This window comes from Coprococcus sp. AM14-16 (genome assembly GCF_003434675.1).
GTDB classification, from domain to species: domain Bacteria; phylum Bacillota; class Clostridia; order Lachnospirales; family Lachnospiraceae; genus Coprococcus; species Coprococcus aceti.
This window is the reverse complement of the sequence record NZ_QTLL01000001.1, coordinates 644,879-665,139: the sequence shown is the minus strand read 5'-3', so window position 1 is coordinate 665,139 and position 20,261 is coordinate 644,879. Positions and strand designations below refer to the sequence as shown.

General features: G+C 44.1%; 14 protein-coding genes. 1 reads left to right on the top strand and 13 read right to left on the bottom strand.

All coding sequences use genetic code 11. The features are described 5' to 3' along the window. Positions 1 to 60: 60 nt before the first annotated feature. Positions 61 to 1,098 carry a type I glyceraldehyde-3-phosphate dehydrogenase gene (gene gap / locus DW159_RS03020; protein ID WP_004852921.1) on the bottom strand — a complete coding sequence of 346 codons (1,038 nt, stop codon included), beginning with the start codon at positions 1,096 to 1,098 and terminating at the stop codon, positions 61 to 63. Positions 1,099 to 1,432: 334 nt separating this feature from the next. On the opposite strand from gap, the gene DW159_RS03015 reads away from it, so the two are divergent. Next, positions 1,433 to 2,254 carry a histidinol-phosphatase HisJ family protein gene (locus DW159_RS03015; protein WP_242992601.1) on the top strand — a complete coding sequence of 274 codons (822 nt, stop codon included), beginning with the start codon at positions 1,433 to 1,435 and terminating at the stop codon, positions 2,252 to 2,254. Between the two features lie 537 nt (positions 2,255 to 2,791). Here DW159_RS03015 and mnmA read toward each other — a convergent pair. The 12 genes from mnmA to DW159_RS02950 all read right to left on the bottom strand — a co-directional run bounded on the left by mnmA (position 2,792) and on the right by DW159_RS02950 (position 20,219). After that, entirely contained in the window at positions 2,792 to 3,898 is a 1,107-nt protein-coding gene (gene mnmA, locus DW159_RS03005; RefSeq protein WP_117548908.1) for a tRNA 2-thiouridine(34) synthase MnmA, read from the bottom strand. 18 nt (positions 3,899 to 3,916) lie between these two features. Next, positions 3,917 to 5,098, bottom strand: coding sequence for a cysteine desulfurase NifS (gene nifS, locus DW159_RS03000; RefSeq protein ID WP_117548907.1), 1,182 nt, complete (start codon positions 5,096 to 5,098; stop codon positions 3,917 to 3,919). A 164-nt stretch (positions 5,099 to 5,262) separates the two neighbouring features. Next, positions 5,263 to 6,750 (bottom strand): MATE family efflux transporter, encoded by a 1,488-nt coding sequence (locus DW159_RS02995; protein WP_117548906.1) that lies wholly within the window; start codon positions 6,748 to 6,750, stop codon positions 5,263 to 5,265. Between the two features lie 601 nt (positions 6,751 to 7,351). Further along, on the bottom strand, positions 7,352 to 8,413 hold the full coding sequence (locus tag DW159_RS02990; protein WP_015535002.1) for an electron transfer flavoprotein subunit alpha/FixB family protein: 1,062 nt from the start codon (positions 8,411 to 8,413) through the stop codon (positions 7,352 to 7,354). Positions 8,414 to 8,440: 27 nt separating this feature from the next. Then, on the bottom strand, positions 8,441 to 9,226 hold the full coding sequence (locus tag DW159_RS02985) for an electron transfer flavoprotein subunit beta/FixA family protein (RefSeq protein ID WP_022058361.1): 786 nt from the start codon (positions 9,224 to 9,226) through the stop codon (positions 8,441 to 8,443). Positions 9,227 to 9,243: 17 nt separating this feature from the next. Beyond that, positions 9,244 to 10,410 (bottom strand): acyl-CoA dehydrogenase, encoded by a 1,167-nt coding sequence (locus DW159_RS02980; RefSeq protein ID WP_004852934.1) that lies wholly within the window; start codon positions 10,408 to 10,410, stop codon positions 9,244 to 9,246. Between the two features lie 42 nt (positions 10,411 to 10,452). Further along, positions 10,453 to 11,325, bottom strand: a complete 873-nt coding sequence (locus DW159_RS02975) for a 3-hydroxyacyl-CoA dehydrogenase family protein (protein WP_117548905.1) — start codon at positions 11,323 to 11,325, stop codon at positions 10,453 to 10,455. Between the two features lie 154 nt (positions 11,326 to 11,479). Beyond that, positions 11,480 to 12,271, bottom strand: coding sequence for an enoyl-CoA hydratase-related protein (locus DW159_RS02970; protein WP_004852940.1), 792 nt, complete (start codon positions 12,269 to 12,271; stop codon positions 11,480 to 11,482). Between the two features lie 25 nt (positions 12,272 to 12,296). Next, the gene (locus DW159_RS02965) at positions 12,297 to 13,481 is read right to left on the bottom strand and encodes an acetyl-CoA C-acetyltransferase (protein ID WP_055279930.1); all 1,185 of its coding nucleotides are present in this window, start codon (positions 13,479 to 13,481) and stop codon (positions 12,297 to 12,299) included. A gap of 139 nt (positions 13,482 to 13,620) precedes the next feature. Continuing rightward, positions 13,621 to 15,600 (bottom strand): YgiQ family radical SAM protein, encoded by a 1,980-nt coding sequence (locus DW159_RS02960; RefSeq protein ID WP_117548904.1) that lies wholly within the window; start codon positions 15,598 to 15,600, stop codon positions 13,621 to 13,623. A gap of 4 nt (positions 15,601 to 15,604) precedes the next feature. Continuing rightward, positions 15,605 to 16,597, bottom strand: coding sequence for a rod shape-determining protein (locus DW159_RS02955; protein WP_117548903.1), 993 nt, complete (start codon positions 16,595 to 16,597; stop codon positions 15,605 to 15,607). 112 nt (positions 16,598 to 16,709) lie between these two features. Beyond that, positions 16,710 to 20,219: a hypothetical protein gene (locus DW159_RS02950; protein WP_242992600.1), complete on the bottom strand. Its 3,510-nt coding sequence runs from the start codon at positions 20,217 to 20,219 to the stop codon at positions 16,710 to 16,712. Positions 20,220 to 20,261 lie beyond the last annotated feature (42 nt).

Genomic DNA, 20,261 nt, shown 5'->3' with positions numbered 1-20,261 from the left:
GTCTAATAAATACTTTTAAATGAGCTTACATTATAAAAGCTAATTATAGCTTGAAATAACTTATGCTAACTCTGCGAAGTACTTGATTGTTCTAACCATCTGGCTTGTGTATGAGTTCTCATTGTCATACCATGAAACAACCTGAACCTCATATAAATCATCAGCGATCTTTGATACCATTGTCTGAGTTGAATCAAATAATGAACCATATCTCATACCGATAACATCTGATGAAACGATTGGATCTGTGTTGTAACCGAATGACTCTGAAGCAGCAGCCTTCATTGCAGCGTTGATTCCATCAACTGTTACATCAGCACCCTTAACAACTGCTGTAAGGATTGTTGTTGAACCTGTTGGAACTGGAACTCTCTGAGCTGATCCGATAAGCTTGCCATTTAACTCTGGGATAACAAGACCGATAGCCTTAGCAGCACCTGTTGAGTTAGGAACGATATTAGCAGCACCTGCTCTAGCTCTTCTTAAATCGCCCTTTCTGTGTGGTCCGTCAAGTATCATCTGATCGCCTGTGTAAGCGTGGATTGTTGACATGATACCAGACTGGATTGGAGCATAGTCATTAAGAGCCTTAGCCATTGGTGCAAGACAGTTAGTTGTACATGAAGCTGCTGAGATGATCTGATCATCAGCTGTTAATGTATCCTGGTTAACTGAGAATACGATAGTCTTAAGATCATTACCAGCTGGAGCTGAGATAACAACCTTCTTAGCACCTGCGTTGATATGAGCCATTGACTTCTCCTTTGAGCAGTAGAAACCAGTACACTCAAGAACTACATCAACACCGATCTTACCCCAAGGAAGGTTGTTTGCATCTGCCTCCTTGTAGATTGTAAGAGTCTTACCATCAACTGTGATTGTGTTAGCCTCATCATCAGCTGAAACTGTGTGAAGGTTCTCACCGATCTTGCCACAGTATCCACCCTGTGCTGTATCGTACTTGAGAAGATCTGCAAGCATTGAAGGCTTTGTTAAATCGTTGATTGCAACAACTTCATAACCCTCTGCACCGAACATCTGTCTGAATGCAAGACGACCAATACGTCCAAAACCGTTAATTGCTACTTTTACTGCCATTTTTTATTCCTCCTAGGTTTTTGAAATATAATAAAAGTATTTATCAATCTGCTACGCGGGAACGTAGCAAATAAATCGTGTTAAATACACAAGCTAATCATACATTCTTTAGGTATAAATTTCAAGCCTTAATCTCATTTTTTTAGTTATCATCTATCCAAAATAGACAAACTTGTTTTAACAAATTATACTAATGGGCTGAGACTATAGAAAAAAAGTTACTACTACAATTTGATAATAATAAGATTACTCAACAGCTTTACTTTATATATTTTTTTCAGTGTTTTATGTTATAATATGAAACGCAATGATTATAAACGGAGGTATACAGAAAATGATCATCTGTGATTCGCATATACATTCGGAGTTCTCAAGTGACTCTTCCGCCCCACTGGACAGCATAATCCAGCAGGCAATACAACTTGGAATTCCAAAGATCTGTCTGACAGACCACCACGATATAGACTTTCCTATCAATCCGGAGGACGGTTTTGACTTCCAGCTTGATTTCGATTCATATTTTGCTGCGCTGGATGAAATCCGGGACAGATACAGAGATAAGATAGACGTGAGAAGCGGCGTGGAGCTCGGTCTCATGAATACCGTTGCTGATAAGGCAAGGGATATTGCAGGCAAATACAAAAACGAACTGGACTTCATCATAGGATCATCGCATCTTGTAAGAGGTCTCGACCCATACTATCCAGCTTACTATGAGGGACGTACAGAGATAGAAGGCATCCGCGATTACTTTGAGTCCATCCTTGAGAACGTGACTCTGATAGATGACTTTGACGTATATGGTCATCTTGACTACGTAGTAAGATACTGCCCATCAGGCGAGAATATCTTTAGGATGGCAGATTATACTGATGTGCTTGAACAGATTTTCAAAATAATCATCCCAAAAGGGAAAGGTATAGAGATCAATACCGGAAGCCTGTACAAGAATATGAGTTACGCACATCCTCACATGGATATCCTAAAACTCTACAAGGATATGGGCGGTGAGATCATCACAGTGGGGTCTGATGCACATAAGCCCGAATATCTGTGCTATGATTTTGAGACATATGCAAGGGATGCCCTCACATCACTCGGCTACAGATACTACTGTACATTCAAGAACAGAAAGCCAGAATTCAATCCGCTGTAAAATAAAATTGCAAAATATCAATTTATATACTTATAAATATAAAAAGATGGAACACATACGCCAGTTCAATGGCTTATATGTTCCATCTTTTTTATACCGTAAATTCAATTCCGGCAGTCACCTGACTGCTCTATTTGTTTCATATCTCATTATGTATTGTTTCCTGTATAGTACGGACTATGTGGTATATCATGAATGTCTGTTTTTCTCATTTTTTCAAGATAATCGCCTCCGGCGCCATCCAGATCACCATATATCGCATTTGGGCAATAACTGAGGAGCATGTCAAGGACTTTCTTTTTTCTCTTTTCGGTCACATTACAGTCAGAAAAATCAATGGCCCTGTGAAACTATTCAATTCAAACTCTCCATTATGTATCATGGAGCATATAGTGATTATCATAAAAAGAAAAATCACTGAAAAGATACCAAACAATATCCATCCACGCACTTTGACGTCTTTGCGCAAAACTTCTCTGCCTGTATCACCCATACGAAATCTCCTTATGTCAGACCATCACTCTTTGTAAAACCCTGTCAACAGATGCTTCCTCCGCCAAGCACATGATCATCTTCATAGAACACTACAGCCTGTCCCTTTGTCACAGCTCTTACCGGCTCGTCAAATACTGCTTCTACCAGATCTTCATCTATCTTTCTGATGGTACACATACTTCCCTTATGATTGTATCTGATCTTCGCCTTGACATGCATTGGCTCCGTGAGATCCTCTATGGACATAAAGTTCAGTCTGTTGCATATCAGCCTTTCTGAAAATACATCTCCGTTCTCTCCTATAACAACCTGATTTGTCTCAGGTATGATGTCCACCACAAATACCGGATGCCCCATCGCAAGTCCAAGTCCTTTTCTCTGTCCTATGGTGTAGTGTATGATTCCCTTATGTCTTCCGATCGCATTGCCATGTATGTCTACAAAATCTCCCGGAACCGCCTTAAGTCCTGCCTCATTCTCAAGATAACCTGCGTAATCTCCATCTGGCACAAAGCATATATCCTGGCTATCCGGCTTGTGAGCCACCATAAGTCCGTGGTCCTCTGCAATTTTTCTGATCTCAGGCTTGCTGTACTCTCCAACCGGCATGAGTGTCCTGGCGAGCTGCTCCTGGGTGAGATTGTAGAGAGCATATGTCTGATCCTTCTCTATTCCCCTGGCCTCCTGGAGAGTATATCTGCCATTTGGAAGCTGTATGATCCTTGCATAGTGTCCCGTAGCAATATAATCGCCCCCGATGGCCATGCATCTCGTAAGCAGAGACTCCCATTTTACATATCTGTTGCATGCAATACATGGATTCGGAGTTCTTCCGCATTTGTATTCGTCCACAAAATAGTCTATTACGTACTTCTTGAATTCTTCCTTGAAATTCATAACGTAATACGGAATATCGAGCTGCGATGCCACACGCCTGGCATCATCCACAGCAGAAAGTCCGCAGCATCCGGCATGGGCACTCACCACGTCCCTGTCCTCATCCTGCCATATCTGCATGGTAACTCCTATTACATTGTAGCCCTGCTCCTTGAGCAAAAGTGCGGCAACCGACGAGTCGACTCCGCCTGACATTCCAACACACACTGTCTTCTTATCTGTATCGACCAAATTTTTTCCCTCTTTATACATAGTTATATCTTGTGTAATTTACATGTTTCTCCTGGCAAAATCCTGATACGCAGGTGACATTTTTCTGAGATTTTCCACGATTCTCTTGAGATTATCTACCACCGCATCCGCCTCATCCATGGTGTTCTCATATCCCAGAGTCAGTCTGACCGCACCATGGGATATCTCCTTCGGAAGCCCTATAGCTGTCAGCACATGGGAGGGATCAACAGAACCCGATGTACATGCGGAACCGGCAGAAGCACATATGCCCGCCATATCGAGCATGATGAGGATCGTCTCGCCCTCAACGAACTGGAAGCTGACATTTACATTGTTCGGAAGTCTGTCTTTGTCATGTCCGTTCAGTCTGGAATAAGGAATCTCCGATAAAATTCTGTGTATCATATGATCTCTGATATCTGTCTCCTGCTTCATCCGATCTTCCATTGAGAGCATCGCAAGCTCCGCAGCTTTGCCCATTCCTACAATCCCCGGTACATTCTCTGTTCCGGCACGTCTTCCTCTCTCCTGCTGGCCTCCATGGATAAAGCTTCCAATCTTTATTCCGCTCCGTATATACAGAAACCCGATTCCCTTCGGGCCATTAAGCTTATGTCCGCTGCTGCTGAGCATATCTATGTTCATGGCATTTACATCCAGTGGTATCTGTCCATACGCCTGAACCGCATCCGTGTGGAATAGAATGCCATGTTCATGCGCAATAGCTCCTATCCTGCTTATCGGCTCTATGGTTCCTATCTCATTATTTGCAGCCATAACCGAGATGAGGATCGTATCCGGTCTTATCGCCGACTCCAGCCTATCAGGATCAACCATCCCCTTCTCATCCACATCCAGATATGTCACGTCAAAGCCCCTCTTCTCCAGATACTGACATGTGTGAAGAATGGCATGGTGCTCTATCCTGGTCGTAATTATATGTTTTCCCTTATCCTGAAAGGCTTCCGCTACAGCCTTTAAAGCCCAGTTATCCGATTCCGAACCACCGCCCGTGAAATAGATCTCCTCAGGCTTTGCACCAAGCGAATCAGCAATTATATCCCTCGCCACATTTGTCACATCCTTATTTCTCGATGCAAATGTGTATACGCCTGAAGGATTTCCAAACTTTTCTGTAAAATAAGGCAGCATGGCGTTGAGCACTTCAGGTCTCACCGCCGTCGTCGCTGCATGATCCATATATATCAACTTTCCCATTTCCGCTCTCTTTCCATTACCTTTTCTGTCACCTGTCAATGACAAATGCAAAACTGCATTCATCACACGAAACTATATTACTATATAGTATTCTACCACAATACAAATGCCACGTGCCATGTATATATTATTCTGCTCTCATCATATCTCATTATCTTCGTCTTTTAATCTCTTTGAACACTTTCCATAGGCTTTACTATTTTCTTATAGACCCTGAGAAGAAGAATCGTCGATATGATCACGCTGAAAACCTCTGCTATAGGGAACGCTGCCCACACACCATTCACACTGTTCATTGCTTTTGACAGAAAATATGCCACAGGAAGTATGACAAAAAGCTGTCTCGCCATAGACACTATCATACTGTACACGCCCTTTCCTACAGCCTGAAACATTCCCGAACATGTGACAGAAAATCCCGCAAATATAAATGCTGTGCTCATGATCCTGACCGCTGGTATACCCATCAACAGCATCTCATCTGTGGCATCAAATATTTTAAGTATCTGTCCCGGAAATACCTGCATGATAGCAAGACAGAATACCATAATGGAACAACCGACCATCACACCAAGCTTCATGGTGCGTTTCATTCTATCAGGTTTCTGTGCTCCGTAGTTGTATGAAATTATAGGTATCATTCCGTTGTTCAATCCGAATACAGGCATAAATGCCATACTCTGCACCTTGAAATACGCTCCGAACACTGCAACGGCCAATTTCGAGAATGAGTACAGTATCAGATTCAGGAAATAATTCATCACAGAACCTATTGCAACCATGATAACCGACGGCACACCTACGCTGAGAATCTTACCTATTATCTCACCATGTGGCCTGAATCTTCTGAGTGTTATATGGAGATCCGGATTCTTCTTGATATTGAATACCATAGCCAGAGTTCCAGCTATACACTGTCCACATACAGTTGCGATGGCCGCACCCTTTACTCCCATTCGAGGACATCCAAGAAGTCCAAATATCATTATAGGATCAAGTATAAGATTGATGACAGCACCGAGTATCTGGGTTATCATACTGTACATTGTACGTCCCGTGGACTGCAGCAATCTCTCAAATGTCATCTGGAAAGCTATACCGAAAGCACAACAGCAACACACCTCGAGATATTCTGTTCCATATTGGATTACCTGTGCATCTCTCGTCTGACTTTCCATGAATGTCCTTGCAAAGAATAAACCTATTATCAGGAATATCACATATCCTATCGCTTCAAGAAATATTCCCTGTCTCGCCACCTCATTTGCCCTGTCAAACTTCTTCTCTCCCAGCGCCTTGGATATAAACGCATTAAAACCTACTCCAAGTCCAGAGAAAACTCCGATCATCAGATTCTGTATCGGAAATGCTGTGGACACAGCCGTAAGTCCGTCCATGCTGAATCTTGACACAAACACACTGTCCACGACATTATACATAGCCTGGAACAGCATGGAAATTATCATAGGAAGTGACATGGACATCAGAAGCTTTCCCTCAGACATCACTCCCATCTTATTTTCTCTGCTCTCACCTGCGAACGCCTTTCCATTAGCAGATATTGTTTTATTATCAGATATTATTTTCTCACCAGATTTTTTCCTGTTATCAGGTGATTTTTCATTATTTTCGACGCTGTCTTTCTCTTTCATATGTACCTCTCCTCTGCATGCTCCTGCTGTGCATAATGTACTATACCTGCCATTTGTGCTTATCCTCACATACACTTATCTTCACTTGCACTTATCCTCACATGCGCACTCTCTTTATCTACTATACTCAAACTAATTAATACTACATTATTTTTGTATTATTTACAATACACTTGTATTTCGATTTTCGATCTTTATTTTCTGATTTCTAATTTTCAATTTATCGATTTCTCATCGACTCAATTCACCGACTCGTATATTGGACCCATATATTCACATTTACAATCATCAATTCATTTATAGCTCACTAATAATGCTATTCACTCATCATCGAGCAGAGTATCCCTTGTAATGAAAACGGACACTCAGCAAAGAACAGCACGTTATTTTTTCGCCAGTATATCCTCAACACGACCCTCACGTAGCCGCACACAAATCGTTCCGTACCTGAATTCATCCTGCAACAGCCCTATGCAATTCAAACGATTCTACAATTCAGACCACCATACAGCTCAAAAAATCCCCCTCTTGAACATCAAATCCAAGAGGGGGACTTATAATTGATAATCTAAAATTATCTATATGACAAACAAGCTGTTAATTACTTATTAGCAAGCTCTGCCTTGATAGCCTCTGTAAGAGCTGGAACGATCTTGTTGAGATCTCCAACTACACCATAGTCAGCTACATCAAAGATAGGAGCATCCTCATCCTTGTTGATAGCAACGATGATGTCTGACTCTTCCATACCAGCTACGTGCTGGATAGCACCTGAAATACCGATTGCAAAGTATACCTGTGGACGTACTGTCTTACCAGTCTGACCAACCTGAAGCTCCTTTGGCTTCCAGCCTGAATCAACAACTGCACGTGAGCATGATACCTGTCCGCCAAGTACCTCTGCAAGATCATCAAGGAGCTTGAAGTTCTCTGCTGAGCCAACTCCACGACCACCTGAAACAAGGATCTTAGCATCCATGATATCCTTGATATCTGAGATAGCCTTTGAGATCTCAAGGATCTCAACATACTTGTTGTTTGGTACGAATCCTGGATTATACTCGATAACCTCTGCCTTCTTACCAGCTACCTTGTCAAGCTTCTGCATAACACCTGGACGAACTGTTGCCATCTGTGGACGGTTGTCAGGACATGCGATTGTAGCAATTGTGTTACCACCGAATGCAGGACGTGTCATAAGAAGCTGATTGTGCTTCTGCTCCTGATTTGGAAGTGCAACAAGAGGGAAATCACCGATCTCAAGTAATGTACAGTCTGCTGTAAGACCTGTAGCAACTCTTGCTGAAACTGTTGGACCAAGATCTCTACCGATTGCTGTAGCACCAACTAAAACGATCTCTGGCTTGTACTCATTGATAACTGATGCAAGTGCGTGTGCATATGGCTCAGTTCTGTACTCCTTGAGCTCTGGATCGTCAACAACGATAACTCTATCTGCGCCGTACTCTGCAAGCTCATCTACAAGACCCTTAACGTCTGAACCGATAAGGACTGCAGTTACCTGCTCATCAAGCTTCTCTGCCAGTCTCTTTCCTTCGCCGATAAGCTCGAAAGAAATACCACTTAACTTATTATCTACCTGCTGTGCAAAGACAAATACGCCTTTGTAGTTCTTCATTTCTTCTGCGTTCATTGCGCCCATTTTATTCACCACTTTTCCTTTACTATATTAGATTACATGCTTATCCTTTAACTTGCCAACAATATAGCTAACTGCCTCATCTGGAGAATCAGGAACAACCTTCTCGCCTGCACCCTTTCTTACCTTATCTGAAGCCTTAGCGATCTTTGTAGGTGAGCCCTTAAGACCGATGTTAGAATCATCAACATCAACGAGGTCTGCTCTGCCAAGTGTTGTGATCTCTGCATTAACTGCATCGAAGATTCCACCTGGAGTCATGTATCTTGGCTCATTTAACTCAGAAAGTGCTGTTACAAGGCAAGGCATCTTAGCCTTTAACATATGATATCCGTCATCATACTGACGCTTAACGATAACTGCGTCTCCGTCAACCTTGATCTCCTGTGCATATGAAATTACAGGAATTCCAAGATGCTCAGCGATCTGTGGTCCAACCTGAGCTGTATCTCCATCGATAGCCTGACGACCTGTTATGATCAGATCATAATCAAGCTTTCTGAGAGCTCCAGCGATTGTTGTTGATGTAGCCCATGTATCAGCTCCACCAAGAACACGGTCTGTTACAAGAACACCCTTGTCAGCTCCCATAGCGATTGCTTCCTGAAGAACGTCAGCAGCCTTTGGAAGACCCATTGTAAGAACTGTTACCTCTGCACCATACTGATCCTTTAATCTAAGTGCAGCCTCAAGTCCTGCCTTATCATCAGGGTTCATGATTGTAAGCATTGCTGCTCTGTTTAATGTACCGTCTGGGTTGAACTGTACTCCACCCTTTGTATCAGGTACCTGCTTTATACAAACTATAACCTTCACGTTAAGTACCTCCTATATTACTTTAATAAGTTTGCAGAAATAACCATACGCTGAACCTCTGAAGTTCCCTCGTAGATCTCTGTAATCTTAGCATCACGCATCATACGCTCAACATCGTACTCCTTGATGTAACCGTAACCACCGTGTAACTGAACACACTTTGTAGTAACTTCCATAGCAACCTCGGCTGCGTAAAGCTTAGCCATAGCTGCCTCTACTGAGTAAGAAACCTTAGCACCGCTCTGGTACTCATCCTTCTTTCTTGCTGCCTTGTATACGAGAAGCTTAGCTGCCTCGATCTTTGTTGCAAGGTCTGCAAGAACGAACTGTGTATTCTGGAACTGAGCGATTGATCTGCCGAACTGCTTTCTCTCTTTAACATAGTTTACTGTTGTCTCGAGAGCGCCCTCTGCAATACCAAGAGCCTGAGCAGCGATACCGATACGTCCACCGTCAAGTGTGTGCATAGCGATATTGAATCCCTTACCCTTCTGTCCAAGAAGAGCGTCCTTTGGAATACGGCAGTCTGTGAAGATAAGCTCGTATGTTGAAGAACCACAGATACCCATCTTGTTCTCCTTTGTACCGAATGTAAATCCAGGTGTACCCTTCTCTACGATGAATGCTGAGATCTCCTTCATCTTTCTGCCACGCTTCTCAACGATACCAGTAACTGCGATAACGATATATACGTCAGCCTCTTTACCGTTTGTGATGAAGCACTTTGATCCGTTAAGTACCCACTCGTCTCCGTCAAGTACAGCCTTTGTCTGCTGTCCCTGAGCATCTGTACCAGCACCTGGCTCAGTAAGACCGAAAGCACCAAGCTTTCTGCCTGAAGCAAGATCAGGAACATACTTCTCCTTCTGAGCTGGTGTACCAAATGTTACGATAGGATCAACACAGAGTGATGTGTGTGCTGATACGATAACACCTGTAGTACCACAAACCTTTGAAAGTTCCTCAACGCACATAGCATATGTGAGAATATCACAGCCCTGTCCGCCTAACTCCTTAGAAACAGGGATTCCTAAGAAACCATACTTTGCCATCTTCTCTACAGTCTCTCTAGGAAATCTGTGCTGTTCGTCAATTTCCTGAGCAAGAGGCTTTACTTCATTCTGCGCGAACTCTCTGAATAAATTCTGCGCCATTTCATACTTCTTGTCTAAAGCGAAATCCATTCTAATTATTCCTCCATGAATATATTATATTACTTAGCACTATTACTGAGCATCAACTGGTGTCTTTGTACGATCAGCATTGTATACATAGAATCCTCTGCCGCTCTTAACACCAAGGTTGCCGCCACGTACCATCTTACGAAGTAATGGACATGCACGATACTTGCTGTCACCTGTCTCATTGTACAGAACGTCCATGATTGCAAGACAGATATCAAGGCCTACGAAATCACCTAACTCAAGTGGTCCCATTGGATGGTTAGCACCAAGCTTCATAGCAGCGTCAATACCAGCTATGTCTGATACACCTTCCATCTTGATGAATGCAGCTTCGTTGATCATTGGGATGAGGATTCTGTTTACTACGAATCCAGCAGCCTCGTTAACCTGTACCGGAGTCTTACCGATCTCCTCTGAGATCTTAACGATCTTCTCTACAGTCTCAGTTGGTGTATTAACACCTGCGATAACCTCGATAAGCTTCATTCTGTCAGCTGGATTGAAGAAATGCATACCGATCATAGGACGTGTAAGACCATTTCCAATCTCTGTGATAGAAAGTGATGATGTGTTTGAAGCGAATACACACTCTGGCTTGCAGATCTTATCAAGCTCAGCAAATGTTGTCTTCTTTACTTCCATGTTCTCGAAAGCAGCCTCAACTATAAGGTCGCAGTCTGCACATAAGTCTTCCTTAAGACCTGGAGTGATGCTGGCAAGAATACCATCAACCTTCTCCTGTGTCATCTTTCCTTTTTCTACGAGTCTTGCATAACCCTTAGCGATCTTGTCCTTACCGCCTTCAGCCCACTCCTGCTTGATATCGCAGAGTGCAACCTCGTATCCGTCAACCTGAGCAAATGCCTTAGCAATGCCCTGACCCATGGTTCCTGCACCAATTACGCCAACCTTCATTTTTATGTCCTCCTAAATCTTTTTTCCCGGTAAACATGAGAAATTCATATACGTTTCGTTTAACATGCTACCATAATACTTATATCACACATTTAGGATGGTTTACCTTTATCAGATCCCCCACCCTAAATGTTAATATCAGAACTGTTAATTATTACTTGTTCTGGAAAGGAACAACCTTAAGCTTCTTTTCCTTGTCTTTCTCAAGGAAGTTGCCCATTCCTGCCTTCTGATCCTCTGTCTCGAAACAGTCACCAAAAAGCTTCTCCTCAATAACAATTGCCTGATCCATATCTACCTGTAATCCATCGTTGATAGCCTTCTTGCAGTTTCTCACTGCAATAGGAGCGTTCGCTGCGATTCCGGCTGCCATCTTCTTAGCTGCTGGAAGGAGCTCCTCAAGTGGATAAACAGCATTCACAAGACCGATTCTGTAAGCCTCGTCAGCCTTGATGTTTCTTGCTGTATAGATAAGCTGCTTAGCCATGCCTGCGCCTACAAGACGCGCAAGTCTCTGTGTTCCACCAAAACCAGGTGTGATACCAAGACCAGCCTCTGGCTGACCGAATATTGCATTCTCTGAGCAGATTCTGATATCACAGCTCATTGAGATCTCGCATCCGCCGCCAAGAGCGAATCCATTCACTGCTGCGATGACTGGGATAGGGAATGTCTCAATGGCTCTGAACACATCGTTACCCTTCTTACCGAAGGCCTCTCCCTCTGCCTTTGTGAGTGTTGACATCTCACCTATATCAGCTCCGGCAACAAATGACTTCTCACCGGCACCTGTAAGAATAAGACATCTTGTTGTATCAAGATCAACTGCCTTGAATGTTGCATCAAGCTCTTCAAGAACTGCACTGTTGAGTGCGTTCAGAGCCTTTGGACGGTTGATTGTGATAATTCCTACATATCCATCCTGTTCGTATGTAACAAACTCCATGATGTATCTCCTTTATTATCTAAAATTAGTCCTCGATCTTAACGACTGTTGAGCAGCCCATTCCACCACCGATACAGAGAGTAGCAAGACCTGTCTTAGCACCCTTTGCCTGCATCTCATGAAGAAGTGTAACAAGAATACGGCATCCTGATGCTCCAACTGGATGTCCGAGAGCGATTGCTCCACCGTTAGGGTTAACCTGCTTGTCAACGTCAAATCCAAGATCCTTAGCAACTGCTACTGACTGTGCAGCGAATGCCTCGTTTGCCTCGATAACATCGAAGTCCTCGATCTTGAGACCAGTCTTAGCCATAACCTTCTTGGTTGAAGCTACAGGTCCGATACCCATGATTGAAGGATCAACTCCGCCAAGTGCTCCAGCTACCCATGTAGCCATAGGCTTAACACCAAGCTCCTTAGCCTTCTCCTCGCTCATAACAACGATAGCTGCAGCACCATCATTGATACCTGAAGCGTTACCAGCTGTAACAAATCCGTTAGGATTGATTGTTCTGAGTCTTGAAAGAGTCTCAACTGTAGTACCAGGTCTTGGTCCCTCATCCTTCTTGAACTCAACCATCTCTTTCTTCTTCTTTACCATAACTGGTACGATCTCAGCGTCAAATGCGCCTGACTCCTGAGCTGCAACTGCCTTCTGCTGGCTCTTAGCTGCAAACTCATCAAGCTCCTCACGTGTAAGACCCCACTGCTCACAGATATTGTCAGCTGTCTTGATCATGTGATAGTCATTGAATGCATCCCACAGAGCATCGTTTACCATTGTATCTACGAGTACACCATTGTTCATTCTGTAACCGAAACGACCCTTCATCATAGCGTAAGGAGCCATAGACATGTTCTCCATACCACCTGCAACTACGATATCAGCGTCTCCTGCCTCGATCATCTGAGCAGCCATGTTGACACAGTTAAGACCTGAACCACAGACAACGTTAACTGTAACAGCAGTTGTCTCGATTGGAAGTCCTGCCTTGATTGAAGCCTGACGTGCAACGTTCTGTCCCTGACCAGCCTGGATAACACATCCCATGTATACGTGGTCTACCTGATCTGCAGGAACTCCTGCTCTGTTGATAGCCTCCTTGATAACGATTGAACCAAGCTCTGCTGCTGGTGTTGTGCTGAGTGATCCACCCATTGTTCCGATAGCTGTACGACATGCGCCTGCTAAAACAATCTTCTTTGCCATTTTCAAATCCTCCATTTTAAAAAATATTAGTGTGACATAAGACTACATATAAAAAACCTTAAAGGTTCACACAATCTGCCATAATTCTAGCACAAAAGCATGTGCCACGCAACCAAAAATGAACGACTCCGCGAAGGAGCTATTTCCTTTTATTCCTGTTTTTGCCATTTTTAGCATTCTTCTGCCCGGATGATTTTGTGTTTTTCTGTGGAACAACTTTATTATTTTTGCTGTTTTTACCATTATTGATTGAATTGTTCTTACTTTTATCATTTTTGCCATACGAACGTTGTCCCTGGTGTTCACCTTTCCTGTCCATCTTTCTCGGCGCTATCAGACATTTTTTATCAAAACCGATAAGATCCTGTCTGCCGGCCTTTATGAGCGCCTCTTTGACCAGATCATAATTCTCCGGTTTTCTATACATCATAAGAGCCTTCTGCATTGCCTTTTCATGTGGATTATGAGGTACATATACCGGTTTCATGGTTCTAGGATCGACTCCGGTATAGTACATACATGTGGATATCGTGGACGGCGTAGGATAGAAATCTTGCACCTGTTCAGGCATATAGCCTATATCCCTTACATATTCGGCAAGCTCCACCGCCTCCTTCAGCGTGGATCCGGGATGTGATGACATCAGGTACGGAACAACATACTGCTGCTTTCCAGTCTTTGCATTTACCCTTTTGTATCTATCAATGAATTTCTCATATACACTGTTCTGTGGCTTGCCCATCATCCTGAGAACATTATCCGATACATGCTCCGGCGCAACTCTGAGCTGTCCGCTTATGTGCTTCTCGCAAAGCTCTTTCAGGAATTCATCGTTGCTGTCCGCCATCACATAATCGAATCGTATTCCCGATCTGATAAATACTTTTTTCACACCTGGAACCGCTTCCAGCTTCCGCAGAAGCTCAACATAATCCTTGTGGTCAACCTTCAGATTCCTGCACGGTTCCGGGAACAGACACTGCTTGTTGGTGCATACGCCATATTTATCCTGCTTTGCGCATGATTTATGCCTGAAATTCGCAGTCGGCCCTCCGACATCATGTATATAGCCTTTGAAATCAGGATCATGCGTCATGCGCTCCGCTTCCTTTATCAGTGACTCGTGGCTTCTTGTCTGTATGATCCTGCCCTGGTGAAATGTCAGTGCGCAGAAGCTGCATCCTCCGAAGCAGCCCCGGTTGCTCGTCAGGCTGAATTTTATCTCTGATATAGCCGGGATACCGCCCGCCTCCTCATATATCGGATGGTAGTTATTCATATATGGCAGATCATACACATCGTCCATCTCCATCTGGGTGAGCGGATAAGCCGGAGGATTCTGAACAACATATCCTCTGTTTCCGTATCCCTCAACCAGCGTTTTAGCCGAGTATGGATCTGTATTTATATACTGTGTATAAAAGCTTCTTGCATATTCCAGTCTATCCTTTGAAAGACTGTCATAATCCGGCAGTATAATGGAATCCTCGGGCGCACCGGATATATCCTTTGTCCTGTAGCATGTACCCCTGACAAATGTGATATCTTTCACATCTATTCCGCTGTCGAGCGCCTCCGCTATCTCTATCATGCTGTGCTCGCCCATGCCATACGAAAGTATATCGGCGGATGAATCCACCAGAATGGAATGTTTCAATTTATCAGACCAATAATCATAGTGAGCCATACGTCTGAGGCTGGCCTCTATACCTCCGATTATGATTGGAACATCCTTGTATGTTCTCCTTATCAGATTGCAGTAAACCGTGGTGGCATAATCAGGTCTGAGTCCCATCTCTCCACCTGGAGAGTACGCATCCTTCTGTCTTCTCTTCTTAGATACGGAATAATGGTTCACCATGGAATCCATATTGCCTCCGCACACCAAAAAGCCCAGTCTTGGTCTGCCAAAAACATCAATGCTCTTGTCATTCTTCCAATCAGGCTGGGCAATCATACACACCTTATATCCATATCTTTCAAGCAATCTGCTTATGATGGCAGGACCAAATGAGGGATGGTCAACATAGGCATCACCTATGACAAACACAAAGTCTGCCTGTGTCCACCCTCTCTTCTTCATGTCCTCCATGCAGATCGGCAAATAATCTCTTTCCATACATTTAATCTTCTTTCTTATCGCTGAGGTTGACAGACATACCAGCGCCGAGAGCCACTGCCTCAAGTGCTTTTTCCGATACATATGCCTCTATCCCTGTGCGCTCTTTGATTATTCTGTCCATTCCGTATATAAGACTTCCTCCTCCGGTAAGCACAATGCCCGATACCGCAATGTCAGCCACCAGCTCCGGCGGTGCAGTCTCAAGAACATTGTGTATTGCTCCAAGAATATGCTCTGTAGTCTCCTCAAATGCATCCACTGTTTCATTCGCAGTTATTGTTACAGCCTTTGGAAGTCCCTTGATAAGATCACGGCCCTTGATCACATACTCAATATCTTCATCACGCTTTACGACTGAGCCAACAGCGATCTTCGCATTCTCCGCTGTCTGATAACCTATAAGCAGGTTGTATTTTCTTCTGGCATACTTGATGAGTGCATTATTATAGTCATCTCCGGCGTATTTTATGGAGCTGCTCTCCACTGCACCACCAAGGGATACGACCGCAATATCCGTGGTTCCACCGCCTATGTCAACCACCATATTACCCTTTGCCTCATAGATATCTACATTTGCTCCTACAGCAGCAGCCAAAGGTTCCTCCATGACATACACATTCTTGGCACCGGTCTTGTACACTGCTTCCTCAACAGCTCTTCTCTGCACCTCGGTAACACCGCTTGGAACACACACGCATATCCTTGGTCTTCCAACTCCCGAACGTTTCTCCATTGCGCTTCTGATAAATGCCTTGAGCATTATCTCCGCTATTGTATAATCAGATATAACTCCCTTATTGAGAGGTCTGACGACCTCTATATTCTCCGGAGTCTTTCCTATCATTTTCTTGGCTTTTGTTCCTATTGCTATTACTTTTTTTGTAGATACTTCATATGCGACAACAGACGGCTGGTTTACAACAATTCCCTTACCTCTTACGCTGATCAATACATTTGACGTTCCTAAATCTACTCCAATATCAGTTGAAAGCATATAAATTCTCCTTTATCACAACAAAATAATACCAGTGCTATAACACAGATATTATAAGCACTGGTATTGTTTTTTTCAACAAAATTCTACAACGGTATATCCGTCACAAAACTTATTTTATCTCTTTTTTAAGAATCTTCTTGTCGATAGGATCTCTGGTCTCAGCAGCCTTCATGGCATCATCCATAGCACCGAGAAGTCTGTCGATATTTCCTGACTCCATCGCCATCAAAGCATTCTTTATAGCTGTATCTGCTCCACTCTCAAGCTTGAAACCCTTCTCATCAGCGTAGCACTCTGCCACATTGATCATTCCGCTCTCATTGATCTGGTCAAAGTATACTCTGTTGTTGAACGATCTTGCCTGAGTCATATTTGCTGCAAGCATATTGCTGAGAGCTGTCTTCTCTCCTGTGAGGATGATCTTAATATCATTCTTCTCAGGTGAACACATATCAACCATCTCTTTGAATCTCTCAGGTGTTATAAGTCCTGCGCTCTCAATGATAAGACATCCGCCCTTGAGCTTGCCAACTGCTCCTGCAAGCTTACCGCTGTTTATAACCTTTGCCTTAACCTTTGCCTTTGCCTCAGACTTGCAGATTCCCATATCATAATAGAACTTTGCAAAATCCTCACCGACCATGGTAAGTCCAAATCCGTGCTGTCCAAGAATAACAACATTCTTAGATCTCTTAGGATCTACCTTGAGAGTCTGGAGAACGTTAACGATCTGTGCACCAGCAGGCTCGACTCCGAGATACTTGTAGAGGTACTTTGCCTCCTTAGGCAGTGATTTACGTCTCGCAGCAACAGCCTCACTTACTGAAGCAGCCATAGTTGCTTCTTCATCTTGTGTGATAACCTGTGCAGCTTCCTCAACCTTGCCTTCCTTCAGAAGCTCTTCCTGCTTCTTGTACTCTTCCTCACGCTTTATAGCCTTTTCAAGTACCTTTGCAGCAGCAGTAGCCTTGCTTCTTATATCCTCGAGCTGTTTCTTGACATCAGCCTCGACCTTGTCTATTGCTGAGAGATCTTTCTTCTTCTTCTCCTCAGCCTCGGCCTTTGCCTGATCAGCAGCCTCTTTTCTTGCAACAATGCGCTCAGCCTGTTTTGTCTTGAGCTCAGCGATCTTGTTCTTTAACTCTTCTTCTTTCTTCTTTGCATCATCGAGAAGCTTCTTAGCATCAGCTTCAGCCTTTGTCTTCATATCTGAGGCTTCCTTCTCAGCCTTCATAGCTGTAGTCTGAACCTTCTCGAGCTCACTTGCCTCTGCCGTAGCATACTTCTCTTCCTCAGCAGCAAGGAACGCCTCATGCTTGGTCTCTCTATCTTTTCCTTCTGCCGTAAGCTTATCTGTCTTTTCCTTGGCAGCAGCTTCCGCATTCTGGATCTCAACCTCTTCTGCGATCTTAGCCTCTTCGACTACCTGCTCTGCTTCCTCGGCAGCAGCCTCTGCCTTTGCCAGAAGATCCTCAGCCTCAACAAGAGACTTCTTAGCTGAATCGAGAGCTTCCTTAGCCTCTGCCTTCGCAGCCTTGAATGAGTCATTCTCCTTCTTTGCAGCGGCAACATCCTCACTGATCTTCTTGTTGTCGTTCTCAGCAGATGTAATCTGATCAGCAGCCTTCTTTATGAACTCCTCGCTGTCTGAAATCTTCTTCTGAACCTCTTCCTTGGCCTTCTTTGCTGCCTCAAGAGCCTTTGCAGCCTCCTCCTCAGCCTTCTCTGCCTTCTTCAGTTCTTCCTTCTGTATTGCAAGCTTTGTGTTTGCATCATTTCTGCTGTTCTTTGCATTCTTAACAGCCTTCTCTGACTCCTCAAGCTTCTTCTGGAGCTCATCAAGAGTCTTCTGTGACTGACTCTCCATCTCAGTGGTATTCTTAAGATTAGCATCAGCCTCTTCCTCAGCCTTCTTAGACTCGCTGAATATTGCACCAGCCTTTGTCTTGTCTGCCTCGGCAGTCTTCATGATCTTGGATGCTCTTGCTTCCTCATCTGTGCGCTTCTTCTTGGCTGACTCTATAGACTTCTTCTTGTCTGCATCTATGTCTGCCAGCTTCTTCTTATCTGCATCCACAGCCTTGTTGTACTCAGCGACACCCTTATCCACATTGGTCTTCTTAGTGTCGGCAAGTGCCTTTATAGCCTTGTCAGCAGCAGCCTGAGCCTCATTGATCATATTGTTCTTATATGTATCAGGATCGCTCTCCTTGAGGATTCTGTCTGACTCTTTCTTAGCAGATTCATTTGTATCTGCTATCTCTTTCTTGAGCTTTGCAATATTTGCATCAAGCTCTTTCTCCTCGCGCTCAAGCAGCTCAGCGTCGTTCTTCTTCTTTGCCTCAGCCTCCTGTGCCATCTTTGCATCATAGTTCTGTTTCTTGGCAGCAAATTCTTCAAGCTGCTTTTCGAGATCCTTCTCTGTCTTCTCGCATTCCTCGATGGTCTTCTTCGAGGTCTCAGCATGCTTCTTTGCCTCTTCAGCGTTCTTTCTGGCATCGTCGATTGCCTGCTGCTTCTTTGCCTCAGCCTCAGCCTTAGCCTTTTCAGCGGCAGCCTTCTTTCTTGCCTCTTCTGCCTCTTTGCGCTTCTTCTCCTCTTCAGCCTTACGCTTAGCCTCTTCCTCGGCCTTCTTCTTAGCTTCTTCCTCAGCCTTCTTCTTGGCTTCCTCCTCAGCTTTCTTCTTGGCCTCCTCTTCAGCCTTCTTCTTGGCTATCTCCTCAGGGCTCTCCTCGTCTATATTGGACAGGTTCTTTATTCCTGCTCCAAGGAAATCGTCATCATCGTCGTCATCATCGTCAAAATCATACAATGACTCTCCAGCCGCAGCCTGCTTGTTTCTATCTGGGAGAATGCTGAACAGATCTCCGTTCGCATCACTGCCTCCCTTAGGTGACTTAACTTTATTCACCTTTGCATTCTTATCAGTTACCCACTCAAGTGTCTCTTCATCCTCAGCATTTTCATCATCATCAGTGAGAACAATATTGCTTCCACCTGTTGACTTAACTGTGCCTTCAGTTCCGGCACCGAACTTAAATCCGCCGCCAAGACCGCCTTCTGTTTTAGGTGTTTTACCAAGACCGCCGCCAAGACCGCCTGATCCAAGGCCTCCTTCTGTCTTAGGTGTACTTCCGAGTCCGCCGCCAAGGCCGCCTCCGAGTCCGCCAAGACCGCCTTCACCTAATCCGCCGCCAAGGCCGCCTCCGAGACCACCGCCCGACATATCATCAGCGATACCTCCAAGGTTAAGACTGAGCTTAGGTGCAGCTCCCTCTGGTTTTTTATCTTCTTTTTTATCTTCAGGCTTCAGTCCCTCTCCCTCTTTTGGAACGTCTTCCTGTTTTTCATCCTCAGTTGAAGTTTCCGGTTCATCCTCATGAACAATTCCAAGAGCCTCTTCTCTCTTACGGCGTTTCTTAGCCTCGATTCGTTCTAACTCCTCCTTGGACAAAGTTTTGTGTTGGCTTTTAGCAGTCTCAGCATCTTTCTTCTTGCTGCCACTCTTGAGAAGTTCTTCCTCTTCTTCTCTCTTTTTCTTGGCAGCTTCTGCAGCTCTTTCCTTTTCAAGCTGTGCCTTGATCGCCGCAATCATTGCTTCTGTCTGATCTACAGCCAATTCCCTCGCCTCCTTCCGTTTGTTCAAATAAAAAAGCAATAC